General features: G+C 61.0%; 6 protein-coding genes. 3 read left to right on the forward strand and 3 right to left on the reverse strand.

Translation table 11 applies throughout. The features are described 5' to 3' along the window. Positions 1–297: 297 nt before the first annotated feature. On the forward strand, positions 298–1,044 hold the full coding sequence (locus CAQUA_RS10130; protein WP_196825230.1) for a Rib/alpha-like domain-containing protein: 747 nt from the start codon (positions 298–300) through the stop codon (positions 1,042–1,044). Positions 1,045–1,190: 146 nt separating this feature from the next. On the opposite strand, the gene CAQUA_RS10135 is transcribed toward CAQUA_RS10130, so the two are convergent. The 3 genes from CAQUA_RS10135 to CAQUA_RS10145 form a co-directional block, all read right to left on the reverse strand. After that, the gene (locus CAQUA_RS10135; RefSeq protein ID WP_196825229.1) at positions 1,191–3,353 is read right to left on the reverse strand and encodes a Rib/alpha-like domain-containing protein; all 2,163 of its coding nucleotides are present in this window, start codon (positions 3,351–3,353) and stop codon (positions 1,191–1,193) included. Between the two features lie 224 nt (positions 3,354–3,577). Then, positions 3,578–6,985: a Rib/alpha-like domain-containing protein gene (locus tag CAQUA_RS10140; RefSeq protein WP_196825228.1), complete on the reverse strand. Its 3,408-nt coding sequence runs from the start codon at positions 6,983–6,985 to the stop codon at positions 3,578–3,580. Between the two features lie 270 nt (positions 6,986–7,255). Further along, positions 7,256–11,230: a Rib/alpha-like domain-containing protein gene (locus tag CAQUA_RS10145; protein WP_196825227.1), complete on the reverse strand. Its 3,975-nt coding sequence runs from the start codon at positions 11,228–11,230 to the stop codon at positions 7,256–7,258. A gap of 291 nt (positions 11,231–11,521) precedes the next feature. Here CAQUA_RS10145 and CAQUA_RS10150 point away from each other — a divergent pair, with 291 nt between their 5' ends. Then, complete coding sequence (locus CAQUA_RS10150; RefSeq protein ID WP_196825226.1) at positions 11,522–12,331, forward strand: hypothetical protein; 810 nt, start codon at positions 11,522–11,524, stop codon at positions 12,329–12,331. A 458-nt stretch (positions 12,332–12,789) separates the two neighbouring features. Then, positions 12,790–17,913 carry an Ig-like domain-containing protein gene (locus tag CAQUA_RS10155; RefSeq protein WP_196825225.1) on the forward strand — a complete coding sequence of 1,708 codons (5,124 nt, stop codon included), beginning with the start codon at positions 12,790–12,792 and terminating at the stop codon, positions 17,911–17,913. Positions 17,914–18,609: the final 696 nt, after the last annotated feature.

Here is an 18,609-nt window from a genome sequence, read left to right on the forward strand (position 1 = left end):
TTCTTCATCTACGTAAGTAGATAACGCTTAACCCCGGTCCGATTGGACTGGGGTTTCGCTATGTCTGGGGCTCTGCGCTTGTCGTTGAAGCGCTGGTTGGTGTGATGGCGATTCGGTGCTGGCGTGGGTGGTAAAGCTGAAATATTTCTAAGCATTTACATTGAAGTTACAAAGAAGTTAAATATCTGGCTTTCTGTACGTAACAAGTGAGCATGGGGGCGCGACATAGTTCATGTAGGTACCCGAACGGGGCACCCTCACCAGGGAAAATTTGTATCACTAGAAAGGGCACTTCCCATGGCTAAGCGTTTCTCTTACCGCACCGCAATCGCAGGTATCACCGCTGTTGCACTTCTCGCGCCGGCTGGTATTGCACCGTCGTCCGCTGAGGAGAACACCGGTTCTTCTATTACTGCTACAGGCGAGGCTGGTACGGGCGGTTCCAGTGCAGGTACTACCGCTGGTACGAGTGACCAGAATGGTGCAGGTGCACAGGCTCAGTCCTCCAAGCCGGAGCTGAAGAAGGGCGATGCATTGAAGAACAACCAGGTTATCGGTGGCGCTATCGGTGCCATCCTGGGTCTTGGTCTGCTGGTTGCAGCCCAGTCGCCGGCCGTTGCGCAGCTGAACGTCGACTTGCAGAAGAAGATCGGCATCTACAACCCGCAGATCGCCGCCGCAGCAGGCAACGTCCTTTCCCCGCTGGGATCCATCGTGGGTCTGACCGGTGCGATCACCTCCGCGCTGGTGGCTCTCAACGGTGCGCTTGAGGGATCCCCGATCTTCAAGGACTACGCACTGGAGAAGACCTTCGGTCCGACCGCGAAGATTGCGGCTCCGAAGGTGAAGGTCGGCGACGAGCCTCTAGCGATGGACTTCGTGGACAACGTTGTCGGTACTGCTAACGCTGTGTGGGCTAAGGAGCCGGACACCAGCAAGGCTGGCCGCACGACGGGTGAAATCAAGGTGACCTACACGGACGCCAAGGGCGCACCACAGGTCAAGAACATCAAGGTCAACATCAACGTTGAGGCTGCTAAGTAGTTCCACGACACGATCGCTGCTGGGTCTGAACCGTTAATCCGGTCAGCGGTCGCTGTAGGCCTGGCAACGTAAAGCACCCCCATCGGCTTTCCTCCCATTCGTGGGAGGGAAGGCGGTGGGGGTGCTTCTTCGTCGATAAGCGAGTGCTACTTGCGCTTGGTCACGGTGACTTCGATCGACTCGCCCTCTTTGGTTTTGGTGATGAGCTTATTAGTGCCAAAGATCTCATTGAGGGACAGCGCGGCGCTGATCAGGCCCGCGATGGCGCCGACGAATGGGATGGCAGATTCCACCATGCCCGCGATCTGCGGGTTGAAGATGCCCATCTGCTTCTGCACGGCCGAGATCGCATCGTTGACGCCCGGGATGGGCATCTGGCTGCCGATGGCCAACGCGATGCCGGCGATGAGGGTCAGCAGAGCAACCGGGTTGGGGTTGACCGGGATGCCCGCCTTGGTCACGGTGATGGCCACGGCCTCACCAGCTGGGCCGTAGGCAACCTTGACGTCCTTGCCCTCAGGCGCGATGACGGTGACCTCGCCGCGTGCGCCGGCGTAGTAAGTGCGCTGCTCATCCACGCCGTCAACCGTGAGGGTGAGGGTCACGGGCTGACCCGCGGTGAACTTGGGTGTGCCGTTGGCATTCTTGACCAGGACCTTGACGACGTTGCCAGTGGCAGGAGCAGAAGGCTTATCGACGACCGAAATGGCCACCGGGACCTCAATCACCTGTGCCTCGCTGGCAGTGTGGCCGGGAATAGTGACCTTTACTGTGCCTTGGTGGACACCGAGTTCATCGGTGGCGGGCTTGACGGCCCACGCGAAGGTGGTTCCGGCCGGGGCCTCCACCGTGTTCTGAAGCATGGAGGCGGCTTCCTTGGAGCCCCAGCCGGTGGTGTCAGTACCACGGGCAACCTCCACGGGGAGGTCCGTGCGCACCGGGTTGAAGGTGGTGGTGACGTCATAGTCCACCGCCACGAAGGTGACCGTGAGGTTTGTCGGGTCCTCACCGGGGACGGTCACCTTGACCTCAGCCTGCGTCACGCCGAGCTTGCTGGTGTCTGGCTGCTTGTTCCACTCGTAGGTAGTGCCGAAGGGAGCTTGCGCGACGTTGGCAATGGCAAGGGAAGCATCCGCGTTCGGCTTCGTGCCGATCTCGATCTTCAGGCCCTGCTTCGCCTGTGGGGTGAACGTGGGGGCGACGATGTAACGGACAGTGCGCTCGTAGGTTTTCTGCGCTGCGCCTTCACCGGTGGTGATGGTGATCGTGCCCGTGGTGATGCCGGGTGTGGTGGTGTCCGGGGTGGACTTCCACGCGACCTTGGTCTTTGCCGGGGCGTTCTGCGCGGTGAGGTTGGTGATGAGGGCCTTGGCAGCGTCGTCGTTAAGCGTCGTGCCCTGCGTGACCTGCTGAATGTCCTCCGTGACCTGCGGGCGCCACGCGGTGGTGTCGGCGGCGACGGTGTAGGCGACCGTGACATCCACTGCCTCGACGTTGGGGGCTTTCACCGTGACAATGCCGGTGGTGTCGCCTGGTGCGGTGGTTACCGGTTTGGTTGCCCAGGTGAAGGTGGTGCCTGCCGGCGCGTCGGCGTTGTTGATGATCTGGTTCTTCGCGTCCGCGTCCGCAACTTCAGCGTTAGTTGCGACGACCGTAGGGTTGGCCTTCGCACGCGGCGCCCACGCTGCGGACACATCGACCGGGAGGCGCACCTGATCCGTGGAACCGTCCGGGTACGTCACCGTGATGATGCCGGTGAGGTTCTCCCCCACCTTGCCCACCTCCGACGTCCACTGCGCGGTGGTGCCCTCGGGGAGATCGCCAAAGTCCTTGATTCGCGTGGTGGGGTCCGGGAACGGGTCGCCCAACGTGTACTTCAAACGCGGCTCAACGATCGGCTGCGGATCATTCTCCGTCGCCTGCGTCTTCATACGAACAGCGACCGGGCGCGTGACCTCATCCGTGGAGAAATCCGGGTACGTGATCACGATCGTGCCAACGAGGTCCTCCCCCACCTTGTTCGCCGGGTACTTCCACTCAAACGTCGTTCCATCCGGCAGCGCGTCCGGGTAGACCACGCTGTCCTTCGGGTCCGGCAGGTCCCCGCGCTGCGGTTCTTCCACCCCGCGGTAGAACACCAGCTTGTCCGTCTTGGCCTTCGGGTCGTACTTATCCGCAATAGGCTGGGCTGCGGTAGCGCTGTTGGTTTCTTGCGCCGTCGCGAGCGGTGCGCCCGTGGGCACGGTGAGCGTACCAGCAGCGATAGCAATGGCCGCGGCACTGGAGAGCAGGGACTTCGAGCGTTTCATAGCGTTCCTTCGGTGACGTGCAGATAATCACGCATAAGCCTATTGCCACGGCCCCAAAAGTGCTGGACAACGCTAGTAACTTCACGCTGTGTTTACCCTGGTGTCCGGCAGAGTTCACCCCGAAATAAATCCCCGGAATAAAGCCCCGAAATAGAGCAATGCCCCCGGACTAGGTCCGAGGGCACAGCGGTTAGAAGAGCTCGTCGATAAGCGAGCGAATGCTCTTAGTTCTGAGTCGTCTTGTCGATGGTGACGGTGATCGTCTCCTTGTTGTTCTCAGTCTTGCCCAGCTTGTTCTTGCCGAAGATCTCGTTGAGCGTCAGGCCCAGACCGACGATACCTGCAATTCCGAATACCGCCGGCTGCGCCTTAGCAGCGATGTCAGCGATCTGCGGGTTGAAGATGCCCAGCTGCTTCTGAACGTTGGTGATCGCGTCCTTCAGACCCGGAATCGGGACAACAGCGCCCACGAGGAGCAGCGCACTGATGACAGCACCGGCGATGGTGCCCGGCGTCGGCTTGCCGTCCTCCGTGACCTTAATCTGAGCACCGTTGGCCGGGTCGACGTAGTAGTTGGAGCCGTCGTACTCGACGTTGACGTTCGCGGTCTCCTCGATCTCGATCGTTGCCTCACCGTTAGCGTCAGTGACGCGGGTGAACGGAACACCGTTGACCTTGATGTTGACCTCAGCGTTAGCCTTCGGCTCACCGTTCGCGCCCTTGACCTTGATCCGGAGGGTGCTCTTCTTGATCTCCTTCGGCTTCTCAGACGCCGTCTCAGGATCGCGCGGCTCGATGACGTAGTTGATGGTCACTTCCTGCTTGTCCTGGCCAGGAACCTTGACGATCACAACACCGGTGTTCGGACCGATGTTCTGGGTGCTCGGCTTGTCCTTCCAGGCGAAGGTGGTGCCCTCCGGAGCGTCGTTCTTGTTAGCGATGGACTCGCGTGCGTGGATGTCCTTGACCAAGTGGCCCTGCTTTGCCTTCAGGCCCTCAGCAGGCTTAGCGACGAACGGCTCGACCTCGACCGGAGCATCAACGACGTTGATCTCAACGTCGACGTTGAAGACCTTATCGGCTGCCACGTTGGTCTCTGGATCAACGTGGCCGGGGACGGTCACCTTGATCGTGCCGGTCTGCTTGCCCTCTGCGTCAGTCTTCGGCTTGGTGACCCACTCGTAGGTGGTGCCTTCCGGAGCCTCGATGCCGTTCTGGATCATCGAAGCGGCCTCGTCCTCACCCCACTTAGAGGTGTCGGTGCCGTAGGCAACGTCAGCCGGGGTGTCGTTCTTCTTCGGTTCGAAGGAGGAGGTGACCTCGTAAGGAACAGTCACGACCTCAACGCGCACCTGCTGCGGAGCCTCACCCGGGATGGAGACCTCAACGGTACCGGTGGTCTTACCGACCTTGGAGGTATCCGGCTTCTTGGACCACTTGTACTCGGTGCCGAACGGTGCGGACGGAACATTTGCGATAGCTGCCACGGCAGCGTCGTCGCTGATCTCGGTACCGATCTCAACCTTGAGGTCCTTCTTCGCCTCAGGCTTGTAGGTCTCAGTCACGTTGAAGCGAACCGTACGGTCGACGGACTTAGCGTCTGCCCCTTCACCGGTGGTGATGGTGATGACACCGGTGGTAGCGCCAGCCTTGGAGGTGTCCGGCTTGGTCTTCCACGCAACCTTTGCGTCAGCAGGCGCGTCATCAAAGTTGGTGACGAGGTTCTTGGCGTCAGAGTCGGTCAGCGTCGCGGTGTCGGTGTCCTTTTCGATGGTCTGGACCTCGGTGGTTACCTGCGGGCGCCAGGTGTTGTCGTCGGCAGCAATGACTTCGTACTGAACCTCGACATCAACGGCTTCCTTGTTCGGAACCTTGACGGTGACAACACCGGTGACAACACCAGCGGTGGTGGTAGCCGGCTTGGTCTTCCAGGTGAAGGTCGTTCCTTCCGGAGCCTTATCGGCGTTAGCGATCTGAGCCTTAGCGTCCTCGTCGGCAATATCAGCGCCAACCGCAACGTCGGTCGGGTTTGCCTTGGGCTGAGGTGCGTAAGCAGCGGAAACATCGACCGGGAGGCGGACCTCGTCCTTAGAACCGTCCGGGTAGGTCACGGTGATGATACCGGTCAGATTCGGACCGACCTTGCCACGAGCGGAGGTCCATGCGGCGGTGGTGCCAGCAGGCAGCTTGTCAAAGTCCTGGATGCGCTCGCGCGGATCCGGATCCGGGTCACCGAGGGTGTACTTCAGGCGCGGCTCAGTGATCGGCTTCGGATCGTTCTCATCAGCCTGGGTCTTCTTCGGGCGAACAGCAACCGGGCGGGTGACCTCGTCCTTGGAGCCGTCCGGGTAGGTGATCACGACGGTACCGGTGAGGTTCTCACCGATCTTGTTTGCTGGGTACTTCCACTCGAACGTGGTGCCAGCCGGGAGCGCGTCGGGTTCCACAACGCTGTCCTTGGCAGCCGGGAGTGGCTCGCCCTGGTAGTAAACGGGCTTCGGATCCTGGATCGCCTTCGGATCGAACTGCTCAGCCTGGGTCAGGGCGCGCTTGACGTTGACCGTGATGTTCACATCGTCGGTGGAACCGTCAGCGTAGGTGACCTTGATTCCACCCTTCTGGTCATCGCCGATCTCAGTGTGAGTGGTGGTCCACTTTGCGGTTGCGTTCGCAGGAACACCGCTGAGCTGTGCCTTAGCGTCAGGAAGTGCGTCGCCCTTGGTGATGGTCACCGCATCCTTAGCGGTTGGGGTGGTGGTCGCGGCCTCGGTCTGCTTAGCTTCCTTGACCTTCACGCTTGGGAACAGGTCCGACTTCTCAGTCTTGTTGTCGCCACCGGTGGTGTCGGTCTCGGACAGGCCACAGCGCACGAAAGCGTTGGCGTTCTGACCCACAGCGTTGGCGTTAGCGTAAAGCTGCGCGAAAGCCTTGGGGCTAAATGCCTTCGGGTCAGTGCGGTCCAGGTACGGTGCGACCTCCTGACCAGCAGTGCCATCCTTCGGGGTCATCTTGAGGGTGACCTTCGGGAAATCCACGACGAACTGGTCGATGCCGTTGACCTGCTCGCGCTTGGTCTTCAGACCGCCGTGAACCCACTGAGCCTCGCCGGCCTCGGTCCACTTGGAGACGTCAGCACCGCCCTCCTGGAAGAGGCGGATGCGGTTGCCCTCGACCTTGTACGTAACGTTCGGGTCGCCACCGGTCAGAACGACCTCGTTAAGTGTTGCGTTCTGCGGCAGGTCCAGCCAGACGTTCATCTGGTCAGCGGACTGAACGGATGCAAGCGCGATCTGTGCCGGTGCACCGACCTTGCCGAGTTCGACGACGTAATCAAACTGCTTGCCCTCTTCGACCTCAACCGGCGCGGTGACAGACGGCGCGAAGCGGATCATGTTGTATTTATCGCTACCGCCGTTGTAGACGCCCTCAGCGCCACCGAGCAGACCACGGAAAACACGCGGAACGTCAGCCTGCTTGATCTGCAGGTTGCAGCCCATGACCACCTTCATCTGGGTGGTCTTGACTTCCTGGGCGTCAGAGTGCGGAGCAACAACCAAACCAGCGGTCAGGGACGTAGCAGCCAGAGCTGCCAGTCCGATGTTGCGGCGGGTTGCCTTCGAGTTTGCGGACATTAAAAACTCCTCGTTGCGAGATGAGATGAAGCGAGTAGATGAAACCTATTCACCGAAAACCGTAACGCCGTTGTCAGATAATTACAGCCCCCTTGCCATGACTCACAGAGGAAGTTCATCCCGAATTCAATCGGTTTTCACGTCAAGCATTTGTTTGCGCGCAAAAAGACCGCATCCCCTCCCCGACCTACTGTCGGAGGGGAATGCGGTCTTTGAGAGGATCGTCCTCAAAGGATCGTCGCTAAGCGCGCGACTGCTCCTTGCGGGTCATTACTTGTTCTCGACCTTCACTTCGACCTTGCCGCCGAGCGTCGTGCCAAGCACGCCACCCAGGATCGCAATGCCAGCGAGGCTACCGACGATCGGCTGTGCCTTCTCCACCATGCCTGCGAGCTCAGGGTTGAAGAAGCCCGCCTGCTTCTGGAAGTTGGTAATGGCCTCCTTCATGCCCGGGATCGGGATGAAGCTCAACGCGATCGCAGCGATTCCGAAGATGGAGCCCAGCACTGCACCAACGATTTCGCCGGTGGAGAGCTTCTTCTTTGCGGTGCCCTTCTTCAGGTCGACCGTCCAGATCGATTCCTTGCCCTCGGTGTCCTTGACCTTGACCTCGAACTTCTCAATGCCTGCTGGCAGGTCGCCGTCCTTGATCTCAACCTTGCCGTCCGCACCAACAGTGAGCTCCTTGTCCACACCGTTGACGTTCACCGTGAGGGTGTCGCCCGGCTTGAACGCAGCCTGGCCGTTAGCGCCCTTGACCAGGACGGTGACCTTCTTATCGGTGGTCGGCGCAGGTGCTGGCTCCTCCGTCGTCGTCGACGTCGAAGTCGTGGTCGGCGACGTGGAGGTGCTGGTCTCCGTCACTGTCGTGGTCGTCGGCGTCGCGGTGCTTTCCGTCTCCGTCACCGTCGTGGTCGGCGGGGTGGAGGTGCTCTCCGTCTCCGTCACAGTCGTGGTGGGCGCTGGGCTCTCCGGATCCGGCTGGCTGCTCTTTGCCTTCACCGTGTAGTTAACGGTGATGTCCTGCGGTTCCGCACCCGGAACGGCGATCGTGACAACACCGGTGGTCGGGCCAGCCTCCGTGGTGACAGGCTTAGTCTTCCAAGCGAAGGTGGTGCCTGCCGGTGCCTGGTCCGCGTTGGTGAACTGTGCCTTCGCGTCCTCGTCCTTGATCGACGCACCCTGCTCAACCTCGGTTGCGGTGGACTTCTTCACCGGCATGTAGGTGGAGGTGACCTTGATAGTCACAGGAACTTCAACGGCGTCCTTACCCGGAACGGTGACCTTGATGGTGCCCTTCGCCTCGCCAACCTTGTCGGTCTTCGGCTGGGTACCCCACTCGAAGGTGGTGCCAGCCGGGGCCTTGGCGGCGTTGGTGATCAGGGCCTTGGCGCCTTCCGGCTTGATCTCGGTGCCGATGGCAACTTCTGCACCCTGCTTGACGGTGGGTGCGTAGGAGGACGTCACGTTGTACACGACCTCGAGCTCGACCGCGTCCTTGTCCGGCGCGGTGACCTTGATGGTGCCCTTGGACTCGCCGACCTTGTCGGTCGCGGGGACCTTCACCCACTCGAAGGTGGTGCCGAACGGCGCGTCCGCAGCGTTGGCAACGTGTGCCTCAGCCGTGGTTGCGTTGTTCTCCACCGTCGTGCCGATCTCAACGTCCTGCTTGTCCACGGCCTTTGGCGCGTAGACAGTGACGACGTTGTACTTCACCGTGCGCTCGTAGGTCTTTTCGCCAGCTGTGATCTTGATCGTGCCGGTCTTCTCACCCGGTGTGGCGGTATCTGGCGTCTCTACCCACTCGTAGGTAGCGTCCTGCGGCGCGTCGGCGGCATCGGCGTTGGTGATCCATGCCTTGGCGTCAGTCGCGTCGATCTTCGCGCCGACCTCAACCTTCTTGGTCTTCTCATCCGCCTGAGGCAGCCAGGTCAGTTCGTCCTGGACCAGGTACGTCACGGTAATGTCGACCGCGTCCTTGCCCGGCACCGTCACCGTGACGACACCTTCGACGTTCTCCGCGGCCGTGGTGGTATCCGGCTTCGTCTTCCACACGAACGTGGTTCCAGCAGGCGCGTCGTTGGCGTTAGTGATCTGCGCCTTCGCATCCTCGTCAGAAATCGCCGTGCCGGTCTTGACCTGGGTCACGTTCGCCTTGCCCTGCGGCTCCCACACGGCCTTCACGTTGACGGCAAGCCTCACCGTATCCGTGGAACCGTCGGAGTAGGTGACCTCGATGGTGCCCGTCTGGTTGTCGCGCACCTCGGTGTGTGTGGAGGTCCACTCAGCCTTCGTACCCGCCGGGAGCTTGTCAAAGTCCGCGATCTGGTCCGCTGCCGTGGGCAGCTCGTCGCCCTGGGTAATGGTGACAGCGCCCTTGGCCTTCGGGTCATTCTGCGATGCGAGGCTCGCCTTGACGTTTACGACGATCTCAACGGTATCCGCGGTGTCATCCGGGTACGTGACGGTGATCTTGCCCGGCTGGTTGTCACCAACGGTCTTGTGTTCCGAAGCCCATGCCGCCGTCGTACCAGCAGGCAGGTCGCCGAAGTCCGCGATCTGGTCCTTAGCCTCCGGCAGCTGCTTGCCCTCGATGATGGTGACAGGCGCCTTCGCCTTCGGGTCGTACTTGAGGTTGTCGTCCTTCTTCTTCACGTTCACCGTGACGCTCACGGTGTCGGTGGAGTTGTCCGGGTAGGTGACGGTGATCTTTCCGGCCTGGCCATCCTTCACCTCGGTGTGCGTTGTCGCCCACGCTGCCTTAGTACCAGAGGGCAGGCTGCCGAATTCAGCGATCTGATCCTCAGCCTTCGGCAACGCGTCACCCTCGGTGATCTCGACAACGCCCTTAGCCTGCGGGTCGAAGGTCTCCGCCTGGGTAGCCTTCTTCTTCACGTTCACCTTGATAGCAACGGTGTCGGTGGTCTTGTCCGGGTAGGTGACGGTGATCTTGCCGTCCTGGTTGTCGCCCACGTTCGTGTGCGTGGTTGCCCACGCAGCCGTGGTGCCAGCCGGGAGGTTAGCGAAGTCTGCGATCTGAGCCTTAGCGTCCGGCAGCGCGTCACCCTCGGTGATCGTGACAGCACCCTTGGCCTGCGGCTCGAAGGTCTCCGCCTGGGTAGCCTTCTTCTTCACGTTCACCTTGATGGCGACGGTGTCCGTGGTCTTATCCGGGTAGGTGACTGTAATCTTGCCGTCCTGGTTGTCGCCCACGTTCGTGTGCGTGGTTGCCCACGCAGCCGTGGTGCCAGCCGGGAGGTTAGCGAAGTCTGCGATCTGAGCCTTAGCGTCCGGCAGTGCATCGCCCTCGGTGATGGTGACAGCGCCCTTCGCCTTCGGGTCGTTGGCCTCATTATCCGGTGTCTTCTCCGGAGCAACGATCGAAACGGCAGAGAATTTATCGGATGGCAGATTCGTGCCATTCTTTTCACGCGGCCAGTAGGTGTCATCCTCCGACAGGCCACAGCGGATAAAGCCGTTAGCACTGATGCTGCTAAACACAAGCTTCGCACTCGCGTCCGCGTAGAACTGAATCGGGAGGTCAGAACCGAACTTGTCCGCGTCTACCTTAGGGAACCCAGCCTGGATCGTCGAACCAGGCTCACCGGTTGCCTTAAGCTTGATGGTTACTTTGGGGATCGCGATGTTGAAGTAGTCCCCAGACTTGGTTGCTTCGGCGCCCCCGTGGACGTAATCGCCCTTACCGGTCTTGGTCCACTTGGTCACATCCTTGCTTCCCTTAAGTGGTTCCGGAATCCAGATGCGCAGTTTGTTTCCAACCTTCTCCACCTTGACGTCAGCTAGCCCGCCTGATTGGGAGTGACTGACATACTCAGCGTTCTCAGGCAACTCGTACCACATATTGAGCTGGCTAACGCGCGAAACATTTGCCGTCACCGCTGCCTTGATCTGCGCAGGAACGCCAACCGTACCGGCGTTAATTACGTATTCAAACTCTTCACCGGGTGCCACTGTATCCGGTGCCGAAGTGCTGGCCATCGTAATCTTGAAATTGCTGTACTGCTTATTAGCAGCGTTGTAGACACCCTCGACACCAGAGGCTTGGCCCAACGGGATAGCCCCCGGGTCTTTGAGCTGCAGGTTGCAGGCGAGTGGCTGGCTGAGGTTAGTTTTAGTTTCAGCATCTGCCTGTGGGATCAGCACCAGACCAGCTGTCAGCGACGTTGCCGCGATACCTGCCAGCAGGCTGACGTTCCGGCGCTTCTTGGGGGACGAGGTAGACATTCAAACTCCTTGTATGTGAGGGAGGTGAGTGATGGATAAGAGACAGCGTACCGTTGTTGACACAACAGTTCACCCCTCAAAATGGTTTTCCCAGTTGAAGTTCACCGTTTGTTAACTTTTATTGATGCATCATCATTTATGTATCTGGGGCGAATTCCCCACTTCATTCGGTGAGGTAGCTCGCTTAACAGCGCGTTAACACAGGAACATCAGCTATTCAACGGAAACGTGCACACCATAGTGTGCGGAAGGGGGATGAGGGGTTGGGGGCGGTCGTCGATAATTGGCTCTATGAATAAAGAGGGGGAACTTGAATTGATTAAGAATGTTTACGCGCGTACCCGCAACTGCGTAGTCACAGGACCTGCGGCCGCCGTGCTGATGGGGGTGGCCACGGAGATGTGGGTGCGACACGCTGATCTGAAGCGGCGCAGCGGGACCAACGCCGGGCGGCAGACACGCAACAGTAAAGGAGCCGTGTATCGCAGCGGAGGTTTCGATCCCTCCCGCGTGGGAACAACGCACGGTGTCGCGCACGTCAGCGTGACACAGATGCTGCTGGACACATACCGCTATTACGGGCGGCTCGCGGCGCTTGTGTCCATGGAATCCGCGCGGCAGAAATGGCCGATGCTGACCACCGAACGCCTCCTCGACCGCGCCAGCGAACTCCCGCAGGCCAACGGCATCAAACCGTTCCGGAGCCTCATCCGTTACTCCGTCGCGACATCTGAAAGCGCACTGGAAACACTCGGGCGGGACCAAATTATCCAAGCGAACCTGCCCGGAATCATCAGCATCGAATACCAAGTAACCATCGAATGGGCCGACGACACCGGCCGAATCCGCCGCGCACGCGTAGACATGCTTATAAACGGATTCATCGCCATCGAATTCGACGGCGCCGGCAAGCTTCGCGGCGACTTCGGCGAGCCGCTTCAAACGCTTATCGACGAACGATCCCGCGAACGCGGCCTCCAAAACCGCGGATATGTCTTCCTGCGCGTGACCTGGAACGACATCCGCGACGGACGCGTTGCTGCGATGGTCCGCTCACTCATCCTCGCAACCGAGCAGGGACCCAAGCGGACGTTTTTCTAGCGCCCCGCCGCGCCGCGCGCTAAAACCGCCGCGCCGCGCCGCAATCTGAGAAGTGTCGAGCCGTTAATATTCACGCTTGCATTTCCCCTGTTCACGGCTCGACACCTGGGGTGTTTGTGATCGACGGCTCGACACCTGGGTGCGGTTGGGGTGCGGCGCGGGTGGGTGCGGGTGCGGTGCGGGTTGGGTGCGGATTAGACATCGAGGTGAACGACACATGAACCTCAGCGGAACATTTGTGAATCCCCTGGTGAGATCAATTCTTCAGCGTGCGGGAAGTGTGGTGACGGCACTACTATTTCTCTGGAATATAACCGTTTACTGACAACCCTGGCAGAAATCTGTATTTGAAACTGTATTTAAATCTGTAATCGATTCTGTAATCGATTCTGAATTTGAATCGGTATTTGAATCTGTATTTGAGATTCCAGAGTCGTCACCACACGAGGAGCCCCGTCATGGCCAAGCGTTTCCCGATCCGTACCGCTATTGCAGGTCTTACTGCGCTGGCGGTTATTGCCCCCGTCGTCACGCCTGCGAATACCACGATCCTGTCTGCAGCAGTGGCGCAGGCGCAGCAGGCGCCGACCGTCGCCCTCGAGGGCCCGAATGTCCTCGCATATTTGAATACCGGTGCGTTTGCGAATGGGAAGTTCACCGCGACCGTCCCTGGCGCTACCAGCGGAACGGTGGTCTTCTACCTGGACAACAAGGAGGTCGAGCGCGCGAACGTTGACAACAGCGGAAAGGCCGAGGCCACGTTCGGACCGAAGTCCTTTGGTCAGCACACCGTGACTGCGCGATACGTTGTGAACATTGACAACGTTGACTACAACCCGTACGTCGACGGGACGAAAAACTTTGACACGCCCCTGCCGCAAAAGGTGCAGATGAACGATGCCGGACTCGACGGCACGAATGGGCAGACCCAGGATCTGGACACCTACTCCAACTTCGGCATCACCAAGGGCAGGGTCGCGGAGGATGAGGTTGCGAACGTGCAGACGCACTCCACGAGCAACCCACTGGCCCTCAATCCCGGTGATGAGTACACCATCCGCGGGCGTATGACGGTCGCGCAAGGACCGTCGACTGGTACGAACTTTGGCCGCTACTACGAATACGGATTCAATCCGCCGGTTGGTTCCACCTACATTGACGGCACTGCCAAAAAGTACAACCAGGATGGCATTGGCTGGGACTACAACCGCGCCGTGTTCTCCGTGGGAACGGAAGATGGAGTCGACCAGCAGATCAAGAAGGACAGCGACGGCGGCTCGACTGTCAACCCCCGCATTTACCCTGTGTGGGGCCAGACGTTCCAGGACGGCAAGTTCCCGAAGATCAACCAGGGTTACGTCGGCCTACAAACTAATCCCAAGGGGCTCGGGGACACTACCGGCTACCGTTACGACGCTGCGAAGGGTTACCCCTACGACCTACACGCCTCGTTTGTCGCTCCTGACACCCCGGGTGTCCACATCCCGCAATACGCATCCTTCAAGTACAGGAACAACCTGCACGTTCTTGAACCAATGTATGCCGCAGCATTCAAGATTGAGAAGCCGGAGTTGCCGCCGCGCAGGGACCTGCCCGCAGCTGTGGTGACGCTGGACGCGCCGGCGAGCGCGTTCGTGGGTGAGACGGTCCAGCTCAAAGTCACGGCAGATGCCAAGGGCACGGTGCAGCTTTACGACGGCACCACGAAGCTGGGCGATCCGATCCCAGTCGAGGCAAACACCGAGGTGAACAGGGACTACAGCCCGGGTTCGACGGGAACCAAGAATGTTAGGGCGGTGTTTGCGCCAGCTTCGGGCGTCGCTAAGCGTGGCTCTGAAACATCCCGCACGATCGACGTGAAGGCGGCGAAGGCGACCACCCTGTCGCTCACCGCACCGCAGAACGCGAAGGCTGGACGCCACACGATCACCGCGACCGTTGCAGAAAAGGTGGCTGGCAAGGTCGAGTTCTTCAACGGTGACACCAAGCTCGGCGAAGGCAACGTCAACACGACCGACGGCACGGCAACGTGGACCGGCGAATTCGCTGAAGGAACGCACAACCTACGCGCAAAGTTCACCCCCTCCGCCCCGGGGTACACAGGCTCCGAGGCAACGCACTCGTTTGCGGTGGGATCCACGGAAAAGACCGACACTTCAGTTGAAATCGTTGTGTCGAAGAACCCTGCTACCGCTGGCGAGCAGATGGACGTGACCGTCAACGTCACCCCAAACGTGCCCGGCAAGGTGATCTTGAGCAACTCGAAGGGACGTCGCGTTGAGCTGACCGTCGATGGCGGCAAAGTCAGCCAGAAGTACACCCCGGAAGCCCCTGGTGAGATCACCATTTCCGCGGAGTTCGTGCCCAGCGTGGACACGCATAACGCCAGCGCATCCAACATGAAGCTGACTGTTAACGCGGCGCCTGTGAGCATCAAGGTTGAAGAGAACCAGACGTTCCAAACCGGCAAGCCCGGCACCCTGACCGCGACTATTTCCCCGTCGCGCGCCGAGGGCACCATGACCTTCTTCCACAACGGACGCCAGCTGGGTGACCCGGTTTCGGTTACGCAGGGCAGGGCAACCCTGTACAACGCCGTGTTCAACAGCACCGACAACCCGACCGTGGAGGCCGTGTTTACCCCGGCCCCGGGTTCCGTGTGGGCGGAGAACAAGAGCGAGGGCGCCGTGACCATCAACCAGGCGCCGGCGCAGGATACCAAGCTGACGCTTACCGCCACCCAAGGCAAGAAGGAAGGAGAAACCGTCACCCTCACCGCCACCGTCAGCCCCAAGTCGGCGACCGGTAGCGTGAAGTTCTACATGGGGACGGAAAGCTCCGGCGCCGCCAAGGTCGACCCAGCCACCGGCCAGGCAACCATCAGCGGCACGCGCCCCGCTGGCACGTACTCCGTGCGCGCAGAGTTCACACCGGACAACCCGCTGGTGTACAGGTCCTCAGAAGCCACCACTACCGTTTCCGTGGGTTCGGCTGATAAGTCCACCCCTGAAGTTATTGTGACGGCGAACCCGGCGAAAACCCGCGCCGGCCAACAAGTGCAGCTCAGCGCCACGATGAACCCGGCCAGCGTTTCTGGATCCATCGTGTTCTACGCAGACGGCGACAAGGTTGGTGAGGCTGAGCTTCTGCGCGGCGCCACCAAGGTTAACTACACCCCGCAGACCGCGGGTGCCAAGGCGATCACCGCTGAGTTCGTCCCCGACGCAAGCAGCGAAAGCGCCTACAACCGCGGCTACGGTGACACAACCTTGGACGTTGAGGGCGCGGGCGTCAGGGTCACAATGCCGACTGCGACCATCAAGACCCGTGAGAAGAAAACCTTCTACGCCGATGTCCGACCGTCAAGCACTATCGACGGAACGCCAGCCGACGTCCGCGGCACCGTCACGTTCAGTGAGAACGGTGTCCAGTTGGGCGAGCCCGTCAACGTTATAAACGGTAGGGCCGCATTTGAAATCATCGGCGAGAAGGTTGGCGAGCGTGAGATCGTAGCCACCTTCACCCCGAATGCAAATACTAAGTGGTCCCCCGCCAACGCCACCGGCAAGATCACCGTGGAAGCCGCCCCTGCGGAAAGGACCCGCGCTGGTCTCGATGCAAGCCCGTCCGAAGCGCCGGCCGGTGAGAACGTCACCTTTACCGCATCCGTTTCCCCATACGACAGGAACTCGACCGAGACCATTCAGGGTACCTTCGACTTCTACGACGGCACCACCAAGCTCAACGAGAACCCCGTGGACGTGGATGTCCAAACGGGCACGGCCGTCTTCACCACCTCTTTCGCGCCAGGCAGCCGAAAGATCAAGGCCGTGTTCACGGCAGATGACCCCAACCGCTGGGCCAGCTCCGAGGCGGATAAGTCAATCACCGTCACCGGCGAAGACAACATGGCTACCTCCGTCCGCATCACGGCACCGCGCGATGCGTTCACCAACGAGCCAGTCACCATCAAGGCTTCCGCTTCCCCGAGCAACCTGCCGGGCAAGATCAGCTTCCTCTACCGCGGCGTGCAGATCGCGGAGAAGACCGTAGATGCAGACGGCAACGCAACCATCGAGTACGCCTTCCCGGAGGCCGGTACGCACCAGATCAGCGCCATCTTCACCCCGTCGAAGGCCGGTGCTTACGGTCCGTCCCGCGAGGAAAAGTCGCGCCCGATCACGGTCAAGGACCGCGAGGCGGCTACCACTGAGCTGACCTTCACCCCGCCGCGCTCGGCAGTCATCAACAAGGACGTCAAGCTTTCCGCATCCGTCACCCCGGATAATGCACAAGGCACCGTGGTCTTCTACGACGGCGACACCGAAATCGGCCGCGCCGACACCGACGGCGGCACCGCTACCATTACTCACAGCTTCGACCGACTCGGGGAGCACCCGTTGCGGGCGGTGTTCACTTCCGTCGATAAGCAGCGTGCGACAGACGCCGAAGCAACCGCAACGTACCCGCTGACCGTGATCAACGAGGGCGAAACCTTCGGCGTGGAGACCGCCATCTCCCTGAGTGCGCCCGCCAGCGTTGAGGCCGGCAAGCTCGTGCCGATTGACATCCGAGTCGCGCCGAACGACGCGAAAGGCACCGTCGAGCTTTTCGACGGCGACCGCTCCCTGGGCACCGTCCGCGTCTCCATGGGCCGGGCGAAGAAGCCGATCTCCCTGCTGGCCGGCTCGCACACCATCCGCGCCGTGTTCACGCCTGACGACGAGCAATTCTCCACCGCCGAGGCGACACGCACCATCACCGCAACCGGCAACGGCGGCGCGCAAACGAACTACAACGAGCCGTACATGACCCTCGACGTCCCGCAAGACGTGCGCGGCGGCGACGACATCACCGTCACCGCAGTCTTTGAACGCGCCGACATCGCGGGCCGCGTCGAGTTCTACAACGGCAACCAGCAGCTCGGCGCCGCGACCGTAGAAAACGGCAAGGCCAGCCAGGAAGTCCGCCTGCCGGAGGGCACCCACAACCTGCGCGCCGTGTTCACCCCGGCCAACCCCAATGCGATGGCCGGCACCGAAGCGACCGTAGCCGTGGCCGTCGGCGCACCGCGCCCGATCACGCCGCAGATCACCGCTACCGCATCCGCTCCGGCCGCCGACGGCAGCCAGACCGTCACCCTGCGCTCCAAGGTCAAGGCCGGCACCCGCGGCAAGGTGCGCTTCACGCTTCCCGACGGCACCCTCATCGGCGAAGCCCCCATCCAAGCCGACGGCACCGCTCGCTGGACCCACACCTTCCCGGAGGCCGGCAAGCACGAAGTAATCGCCACCGTCCTGGACGCCGCCGGTAACCCCGCCGGTCCGGAGACCAAGGTCACCGTGAATGCAGGTGGCGGTGCTGGTAACGATGCTGGCGTTGGTGCTGGTGACGGCGACGGCGACGGCGCTGAGCAGGGCTCCAGCGGCTCCAGCCTGAACAAGACCCGCGAGGAGGTCAACCGCACCTGGAAGATCGTCGGCATCGTCTCCGGCGTCATCCTCCTGATCGCCGGCCTCCTGGGCTTTGCCAACCACCCGGGCACCAAGGCGTACCTCGCGCAGTTCGGTATCCGGTACTAGGGCCTGAGCAGGGGCGGGCTGCCCCCCGCCGGCCCCGCCCCGCCCGGCCGCCTGCCCCGGCCCCCGCGCTGGGCGGCCCCGCGTCCCGCCTGCCCCCAGTCGGCCGCCCGCCTTAGCTGCCCCTGCTGCCTCGGCGGTTTGCTGAATCTCGGCGGTTAGCCGCAGCTTGGCGGCCCCAGCCCGGTTAGCTTCCCTGCTAGCCGGGCTTTCCCATGCATGCGGGCCCCATTCCGCTGAGTGGCCGAACCACTCAAGGAAATTGCCCGGCCGCGACCTGCGGGTTTCCACGTCAACTATCGCTGAGTGGCCGAGCCACTCAAGAACTAGCCCGTCTTCCATCCGCCGATCGAGCCGTTGCGCGCGCTGATCGAGCCGTTGTATTCCCGCAGAATCTCACCTGGGGTTTTGCACCCAAGGGCTCGATCAAGAATCAAACGTCTCGATCACTCCGACAAATAGCTCGATCGCCATTCACTTCTCAGAAAGCGAGACAGGGGTTGGCAGAAGCGGAGCCAGCGCAACGTGTGGGGTGCGGCCGGGCGCAGTGACGGTGCGGGCGGGCCACCTACGCTCCCAATCGAACCAAAAGGTGTCCTTCATGTCGAACCGTTCGACAAGAAGTGAAAAATCCGACTGTTCATGTCGAATTTTTCGAAATTTTCGACATGAAACTCCCGATCTCGGCATTCATGTCGA

Source organism: Corynebacterium aquatimens (assembly GCF_030408395.1).
Classification (GTDB): domain Bacteria; phylum Actinomycetota; class Actinomycetes; order Mycobacteriales; family Mycobacteriaceae; genus Corynebacterium; species Corynebacterium aquatimens.